The organism is Sphingobium sp. AntQ-1 (assembly GCF_028538045.1).
GTDB classification, from domain to species: domain Bacteria; phylum Pseudomonadota; class Alphaproteobacteria; order Sphingomonadales; family Sphingomonadaceae; genus Sphingobium; species Sphingobium cupriresistens.
Genome location: NZ_CP117160.1, coordinates 117,032 through 134,218, shown reverse-complemented (window position 1 = coordinate 134,218; position 17,187 = coordinate 117,032). Strand labels below are relative to the sequence as shown.

The following is a 17,187-nucleotide window of genomic DNA, read 5'->3' as shown; positions in this document are numbered from 1 at the left end:
GCACTCACGCGCCGCCAGTGATGGTATCGACGATCCATTGCGCGCTGAACACGATGAAGATGCCGACGATGACGGTGACCAGGAGGCCCAGGCTCGCCCGTCCGGTGAAGAACATGAAACCCACGATAACGACCGCGATCACCGCGATGGTTTTCGCAAAAGTGCCGGTCAGCCAGGTTTTGATGTTCTCGGCCATCGAGGTGACGCCGTCGGCCGCTTGGGCATGGGCCGGATCGGTGAGCAGCAGTGACACTGCTACGACCGCGACAAACAGTGCCAGATACTGCGCGAAGGAGCGCCGACGCGGCGTCAGCCATATCTTGGATTCGGTCGCTAAGGCAGTCATTCGGCTTGTCCTTTCGGTGAACTGTTGGATGCTCCCCCAAAGACCATCAACGATGCCGTCTGCGCCCCCGCAGTGGTGTCCCACCTGTTTTGGACGCGCGGCGAGCGGACGCCCGCTGGCGTCTGTGTAAATTGGGGTTCAGGCGCTATTCGCGCTGGCGATGCGGCGGGTTCTGGGGCCGCTCCACGCCTGATCGCTGGCACCACGACATTCGACGACGCGTAGACACGGCCGACATAGCCGTTTCCGAACCCGCGCGAACGACTGCCCGTGTTGTACATCGACATGGCGGTCGCGATGGCCACCTCTGTAGAAGGGCTGGAGCGTGCGACGCTCAGATAGTTCGAAGCCAGGACGCGCGCGGCTGCGGCGAGATTGCGGCAGGGATCGAAGGCGTCCTCGACCGACAGGCCAAGCCATCTCAGATTTGCGCTGTTGATTTGCCCCAGACCCAGATCGATGTTGTATCCGCGGGCAATGAGCGATCGCGCGGCTGCGACAGCCGACGCCCGATCGCTGGGATTGGGTGCGGGCACCCCCTTCGCATTCACGCCGATGGCGTAGGGATTGAAATGACTCTCGGTGTGGACGACCGACACAAGCGTTTCGACCGCAACCGATGGTGCGCATTGCTGCGCCAGTCCGACTACGGTTGCGAGCTCGAGGATCACTGTGGTGGGGTCCCGGGTTCGCTGGGAAACACTGGCAAGCTTTCAGTATTCGCAAGCGAATAGGATTGCTGCCGCCCGTCGGTGAACGACATCACGACCCGGCGTCGCGAAGCAGAATCGCGATCATAGACCTTGGTCTTCGCAACGCCGCCACCGGAACAGCCCGGGAATGAACCCCCCAATGCCAGACGCTCCCAGAGCTTCACCATAGGCGGCACGCAGGCGGGGTACTGGGTCGCACCGCCCGGGTTCGAGAGGCAAAGCAAAACCTGGCAGCCCAGATCGTTGGCAGACGCAGGAGCCGCCTGGGCGGACATCGCCACGATCGGAACGACAAGGGCAAGGCGCAAGCGCTGCATCTGATTTCTCCGCTTTTCAGCGCCGCTGCATTAAAAATGCGTCGACCACTCTCCGTTGAAAATCACCTCTCTTTTGAACCCGGTGCGGCAATTTCGGGCAATCCCCCCACAAGGGGGGAGCGGACGTGCAAGGTCGTGCAAGACGGCAGGAATGCAGGGCCAGCGTCGATCGCTAGCCATCCCTCGAGCCTCAAGTCGGATAGACCTGAAGCGCCTATTCGCTATTGTGTGGGGCGACGCTGCTAGACGAGCGCGTCGATGTTGAGATGTCCGTCTCGGACAGCGCGAAGCACGAGCTGGGTCCGGCGACGCACGCCATACCGCCGGCGCGCACATTCGACATATTCATGGACAGTGTCGCGGCTCAGACCCAGAATCTGTCCGATCTCCCAGTCGCTCTTGCCCTGTGCCACCAGATCAATGCAGTCGATCTGGCGCGGGCTGAGCGCTATCGGTACGTTTGCCAGTTCATCGGGACCGAGAAGGGTTCGAGCCTGGTCGAACGCAACCGTGCCAATCAATCGGGCGGAGAGAAGGTCCGGGTTTGAAATATTCGCGTCGCCTTGACGCGCCACGGTGAACATCGCGTCGGGCTCGTCGCGCATTCTGATCGGCATGGTGAACCCAGATCCCAGTCCATGTGCGCGACCCCGTTCAAGGATCGAAAGCTGGCGAGCATTGGGCGAGATATAATCGCCGATCTGATCCCAGGCGAGACCGGAGACGGTTTTGACGGAGGCGGCGTGAACCGGATCCTCGAGATAGAGACGTGACTCCATGATTTCCTCGATCCAGCGCACCGGATAGGTGGTTATCAGCAGGGCTTTGCGGGTGGTCCGCTTCAAATCGACATTGTGCACCAATGCGAACCAGCGGAATCCGAACTGGCGCACGATCGCATCGAGCAAGGACTTGAGCTGATCGAGCGTCGTCGTCCGCCGGCATTCGGCTTCGAACGCGGTGATATCGCCTAAGCGGCCAGCATCTTCGAGACTGCTCATAGTGCGAACGAGTCGCATTTCGATTGTGGTTTCGTCCAGTCACCGTTCGGCGAAGCCATTGAAAAACAAGACCGGCTGCCTCCAGCAGGCAGCTCCCCGCAGCAAATGCACGTGTCGTCCCTATAGGGCGTTGCCCAGTGTCATGATGAAAGGGCGCGCGTGACACTTTACCTCCAGGCAAAGTGTCACAGCCGACAAAATGATGAAATCGGCGGCGAAGGGGGATTCACTTAACCCCCTATATGTGCTTGATTCAGACCTGTTATGTTGCATGCTCCGATCATCGGCGACGGCCGCCCGCAACTGGATATGCCGTCCTTGTTGGAGATGCTTGCGCGGTCGTCGTCTCGGCCGCGATACGCCTTTATGGTGCTCAACCTGATTGCCCAAGTTTCCCGTTCCGACGGCAGCGCCGGGCCGCTGGTAGCCAAGGGCGGCGGCCTCGTCCCTTTGCGTGACTGGCTTTGTGACGCACTGACGCCGATGGGGCAGCGCGACCCTCGGCGCGTGGCCCTGGAAGAGCGGATACGCAGCGAGCTGGCAATGTCCGGCGCGTTGCCGATCGATGGGGGTCAGGCCACGGCTATGGTCGAAGACGCCATCCGTGAGCAGGTACGGGCTTCGGGCAAGACGAATGTGAGCCGGGCGGTGTCGGAGCTTGTGCGCGCTGGCTTGCTCAAGCGGCACTATCAGGGCTATTGTGTCGATCATCATAATCGCGGTGCGCAACGCCAGGCCGTCTATATCTTGGCTGGTAGCGCGCGCGGCTTGATCGGCGGCAGACAAGAGCAGCCGAGGGCCGTTTCGAGACAGGCAGAACTCGCGTTCTGATCGCCCCGAAATTGGCTAAATTTAACATAACTAATATTATCGGACTTACAGTGTGTAAGCGCTAGATAGAAATGTCACCCCTCCGCTAGTTAGAGATGTCACTCTCGACGTCACCACGCGGCTCATCGGTGGCATGGTCATCTCCTGATTCAGGAGTTGGCGCTTATGATGGTGATTGGCATGAGCCACGGCGAGCTTTCCCGTTACGATACGCTGCTGCGGGTCGAGCGCGGCGAACTGCGTGTTGAGGATGCGTCAGCGCTATTGGGCCTTTGCCGAAGGCAGATATTTCGGCTGCTGTCACGATTACATGCAGCTGGTCCCGAAGGATTGGTCTCGTGTAAGCGTGGCCGGCCAAGCAACCGACGGTATGATGACAATTTCCGCGAGCGCGTCGTCGCGATCGTGCGCGAGCATTATCATGATTTCGGGCCAACCCTGGCCCGCGAGTATCTGGCGGAGCGGCACGATATCCACCTAGCCTCCGAGACGCTACGCCAATTCATGATAAAAGCGGGGCTCTGGAAAGATCGCGATGCCCGTCGCCCTCGCCCGTATCAACCGCGTTATCGGCGGGACTGTCGGGGTGAACTGATCCAGATCGACGGCTCGAAGCATTGGTGGTTTGAGGATCGCGGGCCGCAATGCACCCTGCTCGTCTATATCGATGACGCGACCAGCGAGCTGATGCATCTCAAGATGGTCGAGAGCGAGAGCACCTTCGCCTATATGGAAGCGACGCGCGAGTATATCGAACAGCACGGCAAGCCTGTGGCCTTCTATTCCGACAAACACACTGTCTTCCGCAATCCGAGGCCCACAGCCAATGGCGATGGCATGACCCATTTCGGGCGGGCGCTGGATGCGTTGAACATCGAGATCATCTGCGCCAACTCGCCGCAGGCCAAGGGCCGGGTCGAACGGGCCAACGCCACCTTGCAGGATCGCCTGGTCAAAGCGATGCGCCTGGAAGGCATTTCATCGATCGAGGACGCCAACGCCTTTCTCGACAGCTATATGGCCCGGCACAACGAGCGGTTCGCCCGCCCCGCCTTCGATGCTCGCGATCTGCACCGCCCCCTCGCCCTGCATGACGATCTGCGTTCGATCATGGTCTGGCGTGAGCAGCGGACGGTGACGGCGGCACTGACGCTGCATTACAACAAAGCGATGTTCATTCTGGAGCCGAACGATGTCAGCCAAAAACTGGCGCGCAAGCGGGTCACGGTCTGCGAATATCCCGACGGCCGACTGGAGATCGAGCATGAGGGCCATGTGCTGCCTTATCGCCAGTTCGACAAGATGCGGCAGGTCAATCAACCTGCGATTGTAGAGAACAAGCATCTGGACGCAGCCTTGCTGCTGGCCAGACAAATGCAGGCGATGATGCCGCATCACCGCAAGCGCAACAACGACGCCCCTGCCCGCCGTGACCAGCCTATGCATATTTTCCCCGAACCAGACCCGCCACCAAAGATCGATCGGCGCACACTGGGTGGCTCGAAGCTCAAGCGTGGTCCCCGGCTCAGTGATGAGGCGTTGCGCGAACGCGGCACGCTCGCCTTCGTACAGAGGACATGACCGTGCCCACTGCTAACGCAGTGGGTCCATGGGTCTACTACCCCCAGGTCAGCGCATCAGCAGGGGCTGCGCTGCGCTGTGTCGATGGCTCCACGCAGCCCCTGCTGTACTCACAGGTGGGACATTTCTATATGGCACAGATAGTGACTTCTCTATTTAGCGAGAACACAGTGTGTAAGCGCTAAATAGAAATGTCCCACTCCGCTAGATAGAGATGTCCCATCTTGATGGGCGTTCGCGGATCTCGGTGGCATGGTCATCCTCTGGATCGGAGGATGCGCTTATGACGGTGGTTGCGATGAGCCATGGCGAGCTTTCACGATACGATACGCTGCTTCGAGTGCGGCGACGCGAACTGCGGGTTCAGGATGCGGCAGCACTTCTTAGGGTGTCCCGACGGCAGATTAGCCGTCTACTGGCTCGACTAGATGCGCAAGGCCCCGAAGGCCTGATCTCGTGTAAGCGTGGCCAGCCGAGTAATCGGAGGCACAGCGAAGCCCGTCGCGAGCAGATTGTTGGACTCGTTCGTGAGCATTATCATGACTTTGGCCCGACTTTGGCGCGAAAGTATCTGATTGAGCGCCATGGCATTACGGTCGCTTGCGAGACACTGCGTCAGTTGATGATTCAGGCTGGTTTGTGGAAAGATCGCGATGCTCGTCGCCCTCGCCCTTATCAGCCACGTTATCGGCGGGATTGCCGGGGTGAACTGATCCAGATCGACGGCTCGAAGCATTGGTGGTTTGAAGACCGCGGCCCGCAATGCACGCTTCTCGTCTATATTGACGACGCGACCAGCGAGTTGATGCACCTCGGGATGGTCGAGAGCGAGAGCACCTTCGCCTATATGGAGGCGACCCGCGCGTATATCGAACGGCATGGCAAGCCGGTGGCCTTCTATTCCGACAAGCATAGTGTTTTCCGTAACGCCAAGGCCAGCGCGGCGCGGGGCGACGGCATGACGCATTTTGGCCGGGCGCTGGATGCGCTGAACATTGAGATCATCTGCGCCAACTCACCGCAGGCCAAGGGCCGGGTCGAACGGGCCAACGCCACATTACAGGACCGACTGGTTAAGGCGATGCGCCTGGAGGGCATCTCATCGATCGAAGAGGCGAACGCCTTCCTCGACAGCTATATGACTAGGCACAATGCGCGGTTCGCCCGGCCCGCTTTCGATGCCCGCGATCTGCACCGGCCGCTCGCACTGCATGATGATCTGCGTTCGATCATGGTCTGGCAAGAACAGCGAACGGTGACGGCGGCGCTGATGCTGCACTACAACAAGGCGATGTTCATCCTGGAGCCGAACGATGCCAGCAAAAAGCTGGCGCGTCAGCGGGTGACGGTGTGCGAGTATCCCGACGGTCGACTGGAGATCGAGCATGAAGGCCATGTCCTGCCCTATCGCCAGTTCGACAAGATGCGGCAGGTCAATCAGCCAGCCATTGTCGGGAACAAACATCTGGACGCGGCGCTGATGTTGGCGAAGCAGATGCAGGCGATCATGCCGCATCATCGTAAACGCAACAACGATGCCCCTGCCCGCCGTGACCAACCAATGCATCTGTTTCCCGAGCCAGACCCGCCACCAAAGATCGACCGCCGCAAACTGGGTGGCTCAAAGCTCAAGCGTGGTCCCAGGCTCAGTGATGAGGCGTTGCGCGAACGCGGCACGCTCAGCTTCCTGCAGAGGATATGACCGGGCCCACTGCTGACGCAGCGGGTCCACAGCGCACCACTTAAATGTCAGCGCATCAGCAGGGGCTGCGCTGCGCTGTTTCGATGGCTCCACGCAGCCCCTGCTGTCCCTACCCTGTGACATTTCTAAATGGCAGAGATTGTGACTTCTCTACATGGCAGGAACAAATTTTGTAGCAGCAACGTTCAAATGTCACAGTCGCGCAAAGTAGAGATGTCTCACTTGAGCTTGGGCGGTGTTCATGGTCTTCCCACGGGAGGACCAGAGTATGACGATGGTGGCGATGAGCCACGGCGAGCTATCGCGGTTTGATACGTTGATGCGCATTGAGCGCGGCGAGCTTCGGGTCGAGGACGCCGCCGCGCTGCTCGGATTGAAGCGGCGCCAGGTATTTCGCTTGCTGGAGCGATTGCGATCCGAAGGCGCCTCGGGTGTTGTATCGCGCAAGCGTGGCCGGCCAAGCAACTGGCGGCACAGCAACGCCTTGCGCGAGCGGATCATCGCGATCGCTATCATGATTTCGGTCCGACCCTGGCGCGTGAGTACCTGATCGAGCGCCATGGCGTCACAGTCGCGTGCGAGATGCTTCGCCAGCTGATGATCCAGGCTGGTTTATGGAAGGATCGCGACGCGCGTCGGCCGCGGCCGTATCAGCCTCGCTACCGGCGGGATTGTCGCGGTGAGCTGATCCAGATCGATGGCTCGAAGCACTGGTGGTTTGAGGACTGCGGCCCGCAGTGCACACTTCTCGTCTTCATCGACGATGCGACCAGCGAGCTCATGCATCTGAGGATGGTCGAGAGCGAGAACACCTTCGCCTACATGGAGGCGACGCGCGCGTACATCGAGCAGCATGGTAAGCCGGTCGCGTTCTACTCGGACAAGCACTCGGTGTTCCGCAACAACACCGCCTCGGCCAAGGGCGATGGCATGACGCACTTCGGCCGCGCGCTCGAGGCGCTCAACATCGAGATCATCTGCGCCCACTCGCCGCAGGCCAAGGGCTGCAGATTCCGACGATCGCGCGCAGGCATTCCAATCTGATGCCGCGCAGCGTTCCGATCTGATCGCGCGCAGTTGAAGCGGCTGATCGTTGGCTGTCGATGTCACCTATGTCGGTGATGTGGTCAAGCTGCAGTTGGCGTTGCGGGCCGGCGCATGGATTCGCCTTCGAGCTCGAGGCGGTGAGCGTTGTGGACGAGGCGGTCGAGGATCGCGTCGGCATAGGTCGGATCGTTGATCGTCTGATGCCAGCGGGCCACCGGGAGCTGACTGGTGACGAGCGTGGAGCGTTGACCGTAGCGATCTTCCAGGATCTCGAGCAGATGGTGCCGGGCGTTGCCATCGAGCGGCTGCAGGCCCCAGTCGTCCAGGATGAGCAGTTCGACCCTGGCGAGGCTCTTCATCCGAGCGGTAATACGTCCATCGCCTTTGGCTACCGTCAGCTCATCGATGAGCCGCGGCAGGCGGGTGTAGAGGACCGAGCGATTGTCGCGGCAAGCCTTGTGACCGATCGCGCACGCGAGCCAGCTTTTGCCGATGCCGGTTGGCCCGATGATGGCGCAGTTTTCGTGACGGGCGATCCAGTCACCTTTGAGCAGCATGTCGAGCAGCCGGCGGTCAAGACCACGAGGAGCCCGATGATCGATGTCCTCAGGGACGGCACGGTGGCGCAGTTTGGCGTGTCGCAGGCGCAAGGCCAGTCGCCGATCGTTTCGGTAGGTCGCCTCGTGGTCGAGGAGCAATGCCAGCCATTCGGCGTGGCTGAGGCTGGTGGTCTCGTCGTTGGCTGCCAGGTCGGCAAAGGCCTTTGCCATGCCGTCCAGGCCGAGCTGGCCTAGCAGGTCGAGTGTGGGGTGCTTCAGCATTGATGCTCCTTCAGTTGTAATAGCTCGAGCCACGGATGTTGGAGTGGATGATCGGCTCTTGCTCGGGGGATTGAGGGACAGGCACCTGATCAAGGCCCTTCTCGAGGATCGACTTGATCGAGGGGTAGTTGCGCGCCTGGATCTCCAGGGCACGTAGCGCCGCTGCCTCGAGGCGCTGGGTGCCGAAGCGCTTTTCGAGCCCGATGATGCCAAGGCACGAGCGGTAGCCCTGCTCAGGGTGGGGCCGCGCCTCGATGACCTTCTCGACCAGCAGGGAGAGCATCGGTCCGATCCGCTCCGCCTCCTTGCGGATCTTTGCCGGCGTCCACTCGCCATAGCGGCGATGGCTGGAGGGCATGTGCTCGGGGATAGTGGTGTGCCGGCCGTTGCCGCTGCCGCGCATGTGCACAGCGATGCGCTCGCCTCTCAGGAAGATCTCCACCGTGCGAGCGGTAAGCCGGGCTTCGACCTCGCGGCGGGCGAAACGATGCGGCACCGAGTAGTGATGCCGCTCGATCGCGATATGATAATCGAGCCCGACGCGGCAGCGGCGCCATTCAGCATGCACCCAAGGCTCTGCCGGCAGCGGCTTCAGGTTTGGAGCATCGACCTCCTCGAACAGCTGGCGACGCGTTTTGGCAAACTGGCGCAGCACTCGCCGGTCGTTGAGATCGGCCATGCACTCGGCGATCGCGGCGTTGACCTCAGCAAGGCTGTAGAAGATCTGGTTGCGCAACCTGCCCAGCAGCCAGCGCTCGACGATCCCGACGCAGGCTTCGACCTTGGCCTTGTCGCGCGGCTTGCGCGGCCGCGCCGGCAGCACTGCCGTGCCGTAATGACGCGCCATATCGGTGTAGCTGCGGTTGATCTGAGGATCAAAGTGGCAGGCCTTGATCACCGCCACTTTCGCATTGTCAGGTACGAGCAGCTGCGGCACGCCGCCGAAGAAAGCGAGAGCGGCATTGTTGCCCTCGACCCAGTCGGAAAACTGCTCGGTCCACGTCGCCAGCGCGAACGACAAACTGGAGCCGCCCATCACGGCGACGAAGATGTGGGCGCCGCGCACCTCGCCAGTCCGCCGGTTGATCACGACGGGCACCGTGTCGCCGGCATAGTCGAGAAACAGCCGCTCGCCGCCAGCATGGCTCTGGCGCATCACCAGCGGCAAGCGTCCTTCCCAGCGGCGAAACAGATCGCAAAAGCGGCTGTAGCGATACCCGTCCGGAGCTTGCGCGTTGTACTCCTCCCAGAGCACCTGCAGCGTCACGTGCTTGCGCTTCAGCTCGCGGGCCACCACCGACCAATCCGGCTCGGCCAGCCTGCGCCGCCCCGGCTTGATCCCGCACACACCATAGAGGCGCTCCTCCAGATCCGTATCGCTGATCTCGGCCGGCAATGGCCAGGAAAGCCCTGACTGCCGGAACCGCTTCACCGTATCGCGCACCGTCGTCGCGCTGGTGCCCACGAGCTCGGCGGCCGAACGCGTCGAGAGCCTCGCATCCAGGCTCAGTCTCAAGATCTCGCGCACGTGGCGCATCACAACCCTCCTCGTCGGCATTCCAATCCTCCTGGCTGCTCAGCCAGGGAACTGGTCCCAACGATCAGGCCTCACGTCATCCCAAACTGCGCGCGATCATCTCGGAATGCTGCGCGGGTAATGCTCGGAACCCTGCGCGCGATCATGTCGGATTGCTGCGCGCCATCAAATCGGAATGGTGCGCGCGATCACCCCGGAATCCGCAAAGGGCCGGGCCGAGCGGGCGAATGGGACGTTACAGGACCGCCTGGTCAAGGCGATGCGGCTCGAGGAAATCTCGACGATCGCCGAGGCCAACGCGTTCCTGCCGGGGCATATGGCACGCCACAACGAGCGCTTCGCCAAGCCGCCGTTCGATCCGCGCGACCTGCACCGTCCCCTCGCCCTGCACGACGATCTTCGCGCCGAGATGGTCTGGCGCGAGCAGCGGACGGTGACCGCGGCGCTGACGCTGCACTACAACAAGGCGCTGTTTATCCTGGATACGACCGCAGTCAGTCGGCCGCTCGCGGGTAGCCGGCATCATGTCTCAACCGCCTGCAACAAGGCTGTCTTGGAAGAATTACCGACGCTGTTGGCTTGGTCCGCCTTAAGAATTCTTCGCGATGCGCGCTTTACAGAGGCGGCCCCCACGGCGGTGAGAATATACCCCTCGCCCCAAACTGTCTCAAGTGGATCGTCGAGCCCCGCTGCCTCGAAGCTATTACGTATCTCCCACACGTACACCTTGAGAGCCCCAGGCGTCGTATCGATAGCGTCGACTAAATCTTCTCGCCTGTGCAGACAATCAGGCGCACTTGCGAGCTTTTGGAGAAGACTTGCTGCGGGCCGACGCAGGTTGAGATTGTGCTGAAGGCTCATCCTTGCGCAGATGTTTTGCGTGGGTGCATTCTCTTCGAACCAATCCAGTTCGTCGGCCAGCGCTTCGCACCAATCCACGATCAATTTTCTCGAGCGGCAGCGCGTGGCCAGCCGCAAAAGGTCGGCAACGGTCGCGAAAGAGACCGTGGCCTCTGCGTCAAGCAAATGACCGAGACCTCGAGCGGAGGTTATCACGCTAGCCTCCCATCCACGCGACCACGGAAGCGGCCGTCGAAACGGCCGGCAAAGCCTGGTCTGAGCGCAAGACGTTCCCTGCCCGGCCGTCGGCTTCGGCCAATCCTGTGCCGTTACCCGTCGAGAACAAAGCGGCCAGCGCAAATGCCAGTCTGAACAGCGTCCACCACAGCAGAGCCGACCCGCCAACGATCACAAGGATCCTGACCACGCCAGGCGCCTCTTTTATCGGCGGCTGCGTAGGGCTGTCCCAATCACTCGTTGGGCAATAAGGGTCGACCGACACCAGCCACCGCGACCACTTTCCCGCGTCCCTGCCCGGCCCGCTCATCTGAGCAAATCCGATGCCGGAAGGCCGAGAATTCTGCCCAGACGACAGATGACCATTAGGGTTGGATTGGCCTCGGCCGCTTCGATGCCGCAAATATAAGTAGGGTCGAGACCAGTAAGGTGCCCAAGCTGCTCCTGGGTCATGCCAAGGCCCTTGCGGCGCTCACGCACATGTCGCGCAAGGACCTCCGCCTCCCTTGTCTCATGGAAACCCATCGCGGTCGCGGTCATTGAACGCTTCCGACATAGCGCTTGGACAGCTCGAGCGCAGCCATCCAACCCTCCGCTTGCTCGTGCGCCGCACCAAACGGGATGCGGGTGGAGCGCACCGGCTTGTCGTGCTGCCTGAAATAAAGAATTTCGAGGAAGGCGTTCTCTTCGACCCGCGACGCAGACCGGCTTCGGCTACCAAAAAGCCCGCTCCGGAAGCGCCCGCGCTCTGTGGCCGGTCTTAGGCGTCCCCTCGATAGAGGAATCCTGCGCTGGACAATCTCGCGCTCGACCTTCGCCGCAGCGATCTGCCAGCTCGACAAAAGCAGTTCGTCATAGCCGGTGGAATGATCGCACAAAAACAATTGGTCGCGTTGCACCAGTGCCGCGATCCCGGGAGTATCTTGAACCCAGCCATGCCAATCCATGACAGAATGAAATATGGCCCGGGACCGCAACCGATGGGCTACGCTTGTATAGCAGACCTTCCGCATCGGCCCGATCAGGAAGCGGCCCACAAGCCAGTTGATGACGCGCGCAACAAACGTCCCGCCCAGGAGAGCTATTGTAAGAGAACCGAGAACTGGCTGCCCGCGCGACAGACCACTCCAAAAAGCAATGCTCCCGAGCGCCAGACAGACGGCAAGGATCACCCGCGGCAACCAAGTGTCAGCCTGTCCGCCGTCAGCGCCAATGGCACAGATTTGAGGTTGTGATTTAAGGAGGATTTGGGCTTCGTCGTAGTGACGAAGGAACGCAGATGAAGCCCAAATCCTCCTATTCAAAATCGTCGGCGAAGGCCCCTGCGGAGCAGGTGGTGAAGGACATCCGGCGGCAGACGCGGCGCCACTTCTCGGCCGAGGACAAGATCCGCATCGTGCTCGAAGGTCTGCGCGGCGACGACAGCATCGCTGAACTGTGCCGCAAGGAGGGCATTGCCCAAAGCCTGTATTACACCTGGTCGAAGGAGTTCATGGAAGCGGGCAAGCGCCGCCTGGCGGGCGACACCGCCCGTGCCGCGACCACCGGTGAAGTGCAGGACCTGCGCCGCGAAGCCCGTGCCCTGAAGGAATGCGTGGCCGACCTGACGCTGGAAAACCGGTTGCTCAAAAAAAGCATGACCGCGGATGGGGGCGACGAAGAATGAGGTATCCCGCATCCGAGAAGCTCGAGATCATCAGGATCGTCGAGCAGGCGCACCTGCCCGCCAAGCGCACGCTGGACCAGCTCGGCATCCCTCGCCGGACGTTCTACCGCTGGTATGATCGCTACCTCGAGGGCGGGCCGGAAGCGCTGGAGGATCGGCCATCGGCGCCGAGCCGCGTGTGGAACCGCATCGGCGAGGACATCCAGGAGCAGATCGTCGAGATGGCGCTGGAGGCGACCGACCTCAGCCCCCGCGAACTGGCCGTGCGCTTCACAGATGAAAAGCGCTACTTCGTATCGGAAGCCACGGTTTACCGCCTGCTCAAAGCTCATGATCTGATCACCAGCCCGGCCTTCGTCGTAATCAAGGCTGCCGATGCGTTCCACACCAGGACTACCCGACCGAACGAGATGTGGCAGACCGACTTCACCTACTTCAAGATCATCGGCTGGGGCTGGATGTATCTGTCGACCGTGCTCGACGACTTCTCGCGCTACATCATCGCCTGGAAGCTGTGCACCAACATGCGCGCTGAGGACGTCACCGACACGCTGGACCTCGCCCTGGCGGCTTCCGGCTGCGGCAGCGCCACGGTGCTGCACAAGCCCCGGCTGCTCAGCGACAACGGCCCCAGTTACATCGCCGGCGAGCTGGCCGAATACATCGAGGCCAACAAGATGAGCCATGTACGCGGCGCCCCGTGCCATCCGCAGACCCAAGGCAAGATCGAGCGCTGGCACCAGACCTTGAAGAACCGCATCCTGCTGGAAAACTACTTCCTGCCCGGCGACCTTGAGGCCCAGATCGAGACCTTCGTCGAGCACTACAACCACCAGCGCTACCACGAGAGCCTGGCCAACGTGACACCCGCCGATGCCTACTTCGGCAGGGCGCCGACCATCATCAAACAGCGCGAAAGGATCAAGCGACAGACCATCGAATATCGGCGCTTGCAGCACCGCAAGACCGCCGCCTAACATCAAACCCCAGACGAGGCCCGCACTCCGCTAATCTACGCCGCGATCTGTGCCAAATGTTCTGACGACGGACAATGCTGCAAGTCAGGCCGTTGGATGATGGTAGTCTAATCCAATATCGGCAGCTGGGGCGCTCTGGGTGATCCGCCCCACCGACACATAGGTGACCCCGGTTTCCGCGATTTCGCGAATAGTGTCCAGCCGAACGCCTCCGGAAGCCTCTATGGGAACCCTCCCGGCCACGATTGCCACGGCCTTGCGCAGCATCGCCGGAGCCATGTTGTCGCATAACAGGCTATCCGCCCCGGCGGCGAGCGCCGGCTCGATTTGATCAAGATGATCCACTTCAACTTGCACCGGCAGATGGCTGATGGCTGATTTCGCCCGCGTCACGGAAGCAGCGATGCTGCCGGTTACGGCGATATGATTGTCCTTGATCAAAACGCCGTCGTCGAGCCGCATGCGATGATTGCGGGCACCGCCCATGCGCGCCGCATATTTTTCGATGACACGCAAGCCGGGGACGGTCTTGCGCGTATCGAGCAGCGTACAGCCCGTGCCGGCGATCCTGTCCACATATTCGCGGGTCATGGTCGCGATGCCGCTTAGATGCTGGAGAGTATTAAGCGCGGAGCGTTCCGCCGCGAGCATAGGCAAAGCCAATCCGTCAAGGCGCAACAATGGCTGCCCCGCAGCAACATGCGCTCCATCCGACACGAGGCAGTCGATCCGAACATCCTGGTCGAGCTTCTTAAAAAACGCCTCGGCTAAAGGCAGTCCCGCAACAACGATATCATGCCGGGGCGCGAGCACGGCGGTCAGGCGTGCTTCGCCGTCGATGGTGGCGCTGCTGGTCACATCGCCATGCGTACCAAGATCCTCGGCAAGCACATTTTCGATAAATAATGCAAGGGCGCGCTCATCTAGCCCCGCACGGTCGCAACTGATCATCAGGCTCCAACTTTCTTTACTTGGACTTGCTCGACATCCTTCGCCCGATAGCCGCAATCTGGCTCCGAGGCGATGATTTTGATCAAGCCCATTTCCCCTAAAGGTCGCACGAATTCCCGCCAGATTGCGCCGCTCAGGGCATCTTGACAATACTTCCATATCGATACATATTCAAATTCAAGTCGCCGTTCCGCAGGGCTGCGGGACATGGTCTTTAACGAGGTGCAGCATCAGTTCGAAGTCCCCCGCCGCGTTGTCGGTCGATCCGTCAGCGAGAGGCCGTGGCCTACTGACAGCGCGAACGCGGGTCAGTGCGGCGATGTTGCCTTTCGGCTCCGATTTTTTGGGAAGGCGAGATTCCGCGAGCATGGCGCATGGCGTTTACGGCCACTGCGAGAGCCGCTTCATGGCGGCTCGATATCCTCTGGGTCGGGGCGGGGGAGCAGATATTCGCCGGTACGCCGTGAATATCTGGATTTCATCTTATGCCGCGATGAGCGCGCGGAGCCCTGCCAATGCCTGCTGATATGTCGATTTTCGATGCTGGCGGCGTTTATCATGCGCTTACGGCACCGCGCATCGTGCGCGCCGCGATTGCGGATCATCTGGCCGATCCGACCTTCGGCATTCATCGACCCGTGCTGGATAGCGGCTGGGTCCATCAACCGAACATCTATACGGAGCAATGACATAATGAGCCGACTGAAGCTTTCCCTCGCGTGTTGGCGGTATGACCGCACCGAAGCCCTGGCTAATGGCACGGTACGCCCGGATGGCATCGACCTCAATTTCATGCCGATGGATGTCGAAGAGACTTTCTTTCGCATGTTGCGTAACCAGGAGTTCGACGTCGCAGAACTGTCGCTCTCTTCTTATTGCGTAACGCTCGGTCGCGATAACCCGCCATTCATCGCGATCCCGGTCTTCCCGTCGCGCTTCTTTCGTCACTCCTGCATCTTTGTGTCGGAAAAAAGCGGCATTCGTGAGCCCGCCGATCTGGTTGGCAAACGCATCGGCGTCCCGGAATATCAAATGACCGCACCAGTGTGGATACGGGGCATTCTTCAGGACGAATATGGCATCGATCCGGCCTCGGTCGTCTATCGCACCGGCGGTGAAGAGGAGCCTGGGCGTGAGGAAAAGCTGAAGCTTGACCTGCCTGAACGCTTCCGCCTGGAAGCGATCGGGCCGGAGCAGACACTGTCCCGGATGCTTGCTGATGGGGAGATTGACGCCCTCTACACCGCCCGGGCACCCTCAACCTTTTACTCCGAACCTGACAAGGTGCGGCGGCTGTTCCCGAATTTCGTCGAGGTGGAAAAGGCGTATTTTTCGAAAACGGGCATCTTCCCGATCATGCACGTCATTGCAATTCGCAGGGAGGTCTACGAACAGAACCGCTGGATCGCACAGGCGCTGTTCAAGGCGTTTAGCTTGGCACAGCGTGAAGCCTATGAGGATCTGATGATATCCGCCTCGCTCAAGACAATGTTGCCGTGGCAAATCGCGGCGGTCGAGGACACCATTGCAACATTGGGGCAACAATGGTGGCCCTATGGCGTCGATGCCAATCGCAACGTCATCGAAACATTCACGCGTTATCATCACGAGCAAGGTCTTTCCCCACGCCAGCTCAAGCTTGAGGAGCTTTTCGCACCCGAAACGTTCAGCGCGTTTCGGATATGATGGACGGCGATCGTTGACAACATGTCAGCCAGGCGACTATATGTTGTTCAACGAAGGGTCATTGGCGGTAGGAACGGATTTTCCGTATCGCTCGATAACTCGTATCGGCGTCAAATGCTTTTGAGCAGGCGACCGGTTATCTGGGGTAGAGTTGAAATTGACGTACTCGCCCGGTGACAGCTCCGGCGATGTTTGTGTTTATATAAAATAGTCGAGATGGAGATGGACCATGTCTGAAGATACAACGCCAATTTCACTTGGAAAGGCAAATGCCGCCGTCGCCCCGCTTCGCGTTAACGCGCTCGAATTTGGGCGAGTGGTTAACGCCACGCTGGTCCCGATGTTTCCCTATCTGCATCCGGGCGCCATCGTTCCCTGCTCGGTGGTGAATGTGGGCGGGCCGGGCCATCAGTGGCGAATGTTTCAGCATTATAACGACGTCGACGAAGTGTATACGTGCTTTGCCGCGCAGGGCGGCAACGCAAAATCTGGGCAAATCATGGCCGGCGCACGGACCCACTTCGTCAATGTCGCTCTTCAGGACGACAATGACGAAAACCAGTTCAACTTCTTGGTAGTGACGCAACGGCAGTGGGAAAAGCCTGAACCACAGGCCGAGTATCTGACGGTTGTTTGTGAACAGTGCCAGGAGCCTATCTACAAGCATAGCTATACGGCAGAAATTTCCGCCGCCGAAAAAGAGCTGGTGGAGCAGACCGGCGCAGTCGAGCCGCTGGCGACGCCTATCGAAACCGCGCGGCTCGGCCTGGGCTATAATGAGAGTGGCGACTTCGAGTGTAAGGAGTGCGGATATCTGAATGGCCCGTTTCCGCTCGAACAATGGGGCTGGCCGCGATATCTGGAGCAAAGTCGCGCGTCTTTGCAGGCTGCCGCACTCCTGAAGGCCGCATTTGCTACCGATAGGAAAGGTTGA

Annotated in this window: 18 protein-coding genes and 1 pseudogene; 8 read left to right on the top strand and 11 right to left on the bottom strand. The window is 60.5% G+C overall.

Annotated elements, in window-relative coordinates:
- Positions 1 to 4: 4 nt before the first annotated feature.
- The 4 genes from sphantq_RS22850 to sphantq_RS22835 form a co-directional block, all read right to left on the bottom strand.
- Entirely contained in the window at positions 5 to 346 is a 342-nt protein-coding gene (locus sphantq_RS22850) for a TrbC/VirB2 family protein (RefSeq protein ID WP_272800605.1), read from the bottom strand.
- Complete coding sequence (locus sphantq_RS22845; protein ID WP_272800604.1) at positions 343 to 1,017, bottom strand: lytic transglycosylase domain-containing protein; 675 nt, start codon at positions 1,015 to 1,017, stop codon at positions 343 to 345. Before sphantq_RS22845 ends, sphantq_RS22850 begins: the two co-directional genes overlap by 4 nt.
- Entirely contained in the window at positions 1,014 to 1,376 is a 363-nt protein-coding gene (locus tag sphantq_RS22840) for a hypothetical protein (protein ID WP_272800603.1), read from the bottom strand. Before sphantq_RS22840 ends, sphantq_RS22845 begins: the two co-directional genes overlap by 4 nt.
- A gap of 242 nt (positions 1,377 to 1,618) precedes the next feature.
- On the bottom strand, positions 1,619 to 2,377 hold the full coding sequence (locus sphantq_RS22835; RefSeq protein ID WP_272800602.1) for an autoinducer binding domain-containing protein: 759 nt from the start codon (positions 2,375 to 2,377) through the stop codon (positions 1,619 to 1,621).
- Between the two features lie 264 nt (positions 2,378 to 2,641).
- On the opposite strand from sphantq_RS22835, the gene sphantq_RS22830 reads away from it, so the two are divergent.
- The 4 genes and pseudogenes from sphantq_RS22830 to sphantq_RS22810 all read left to right on the top strand — a co-directional run.
- A complete protein-coding gene (locus sphantq_RS22830) occupies positions 2,642 to 3,208 on the top strand; it encodes a hypothetical protein (protein WP_272800601.1) in 567 nt (188 codons plus the stop codon).
- A 180-nt stretch (positions 3,209 to 3,388) separates the two neighbouring features.
- On the top strand, positions 3,389 to 4,789 hold the full coding sequence (locus tag sphantq_RS22825) for an ISNCY family transposase (protein ID WP_443021562.1): 1,401 nt from the start codon (positions 3,389 to 3,391) through the stop codon (positions 4,787 to 4,789).
- A gap of 283 nt (positions 4,790 to 5,072) precedes the next feature.
- Positions 5,073 to 6,491, top strand: a complete 1,419-nt coding sequence (locus sphantq_RS22820) for an ISNCY family transposase (protein ID WP_272799142.1) — start codon at positions 5,073 to 5,075, stop codon at positions 6,489 to 6,491.
- 268 nt (positions 6,492 to 6,759) lie between these two features.
- Positions 6,760 to 7,496: pseudogene (locus sphantq_RS22810) on the top strand (ISNCY family transposase); the annotation flags it as partial.
- A gap of 122 nt (positions 7,497 to 7,618) precedes the next feature.
- Here the strand turns inward: sphantq_RS22810 and istB are convergent.
- The 6 genes from istB to sphantq_RS22780 form a co-directional block, all read right to left on the bottom strand.
- Positions 7,619 to 8,359: an IS21-like element helper ATPase IstB gene (istB, locus tag sphantq_RS22805; RefSeq protein WP_272800600.1), complete on the bottom strand. Its 741-nt coding sequence runs from the start codon at positions 8,357 to 8,359 to the stop codon at positions 7,619 to 7,621.
- 10 nt (positions 8,360 to 8,369) lie between these two features.
- Positions 8,370 to 9,896, bottom strand: coding sequence for an IS21 family transposase (gene istA, locus sphantq_RS22800; protein ID WP_272800599.1), 1,527 nt, complete (start codon positions 9,894 to 9,896; stop codon positions 8,370 to 8,372).
- Positions 9,897 to 10,131: 235 nt separating this feature from the next.
- Positions 10,132 to 10,422 (bottom strand): hypothetical protein, encoded by a 291-nt coding sequence (locus tag sphantq_RS24465; protein WP_443021586.1) that lies wholly within the window; start codon positions 10,420 to 10,422, stop codon positions 10,132 to 10,134.
- Complete coding sequence (locus sphantq_RS22790) at positions 10,419 to 10,952, bottom strand: helix-turn-helix domain-containing protein (RefSeq protein WP_272800598.1); 534 nt, start codon at positions 10,950 to 10,952, stop codon at positions 10,419 to 10,421. The genes sphantq_RS24465 and sphantq_RS22790 overlap by 4 nt, the downstream gene beginning before the upstream one ends.
- Before the next feature lie 327 nt (positions 10,953 to 11,279).
- Entirely contained in the window at positions 11,280 to 11,513 is a 234-nt protein-coding gene (locus sphantq_RS22785; protein ID WP_272800597.1) for a helix-turn-helix domain-containing protein, read from the bottom strand.
- The gene (locus sphantq_RS22780; protein ID WP_272800596.1) at positions 11,510 to 12,154 is read right to left on the bottom strand and encodes a hypothetical protein; all 645 of its coding nucleotides are present in this window, start codon (positions 12,152 to 12,154) and stop codon (positions 11,510 to 11,512) included. Before sphantq_RS22780 ends, sphantq_RS22785 begins: the two co-directional genes overlap by 4 nt.
- Positions 12,155 to 12,252: 98 nt before the next feature.
- Between sphantq_RS22780 and sphantq_RS22775 the strand changes: the two genes are divergently transcribed.
- Positions 12,253 to 13,616 (top strand): IS3 family transposase gene (locus tag sphantq_RS22775; protein ID WP_272800595.1). Its coding sequence is split into 2 segments (ribosomal slippage): positions 12,253 to 12,600 and positions 12,603 to 13,616, totalling 1,362 coding nucleotides; the frame shifts between segments, so codons are not numbered across the junction.
- Positions 13,617 to 13,700: 84 nt separating this feature from the next.
- On the opposite strand, the gene nadC is transcribed toward sphantq_RS22775, so the two are convergent.
- Positions 13,701 to 14,567, bottom strand: a complete 867-nt coding sequence (nadC, locus tag sphantq_RS22770) for a carboxylating nicotinate-nucleotide diphosphorylase (RefSeq protein ID WP_272800594.1) — start codon at positions 14,565 to 14,567, stop codon at positions 13,701 to 13,703.
- Positions 14,568 to 15,094: 527 nt separating this feature from the next.
- On the opposite strand from nadC, the gene sphantq_RS22765 reads away from it, so the two are divergent.
- The 3 genes from sphantq_RS22765 to sphantq_RS22755 all read left to right on the top strand — a co-directional run bounded on the left by sphantq_RS22765 (position 15,095) and on the right by sphantq_RS22755 (position 17,187).
- Positions 15,095 to 15,256 carry a hypothetical protein gene (locus sphantq_RS22765; protein ID WP_272800593.1) on the top strand — a complete coding sequence of 54 codons (162 nt, stop codon included), beginning with the start codon at positions 15,095 to 15,097 and terminating at the stop codon, positions 15,254 to 15,256.
- A 4-nt stretch (positions 15,257 to 15,260) separates the two neighbouring features.
- Positions 15,261 to 16,253: a PhnD/SsuA/transferrin family substrate-binding protein gene (locus sphantq_RS22760; protein ID WP_272800592.1), complete on the top strand. Its 993-nt coding sequence runs from the start codon at positions 15,261 to 15,263 to the stop codon at positions 16,251 to 16,253.
- Positions 16,254 to 16,482: 229 nt separating this feature from the next.
- Complete coding sequence (locus sphantq_RS22755) at positions 16,483 to 17,187, top strand: hypothetical protein (RefSeq protein ID WP_272800591.1); 705 nt, start codon at positions 16,483 to 16,485, stop codon at positions 17,185 to 17,187.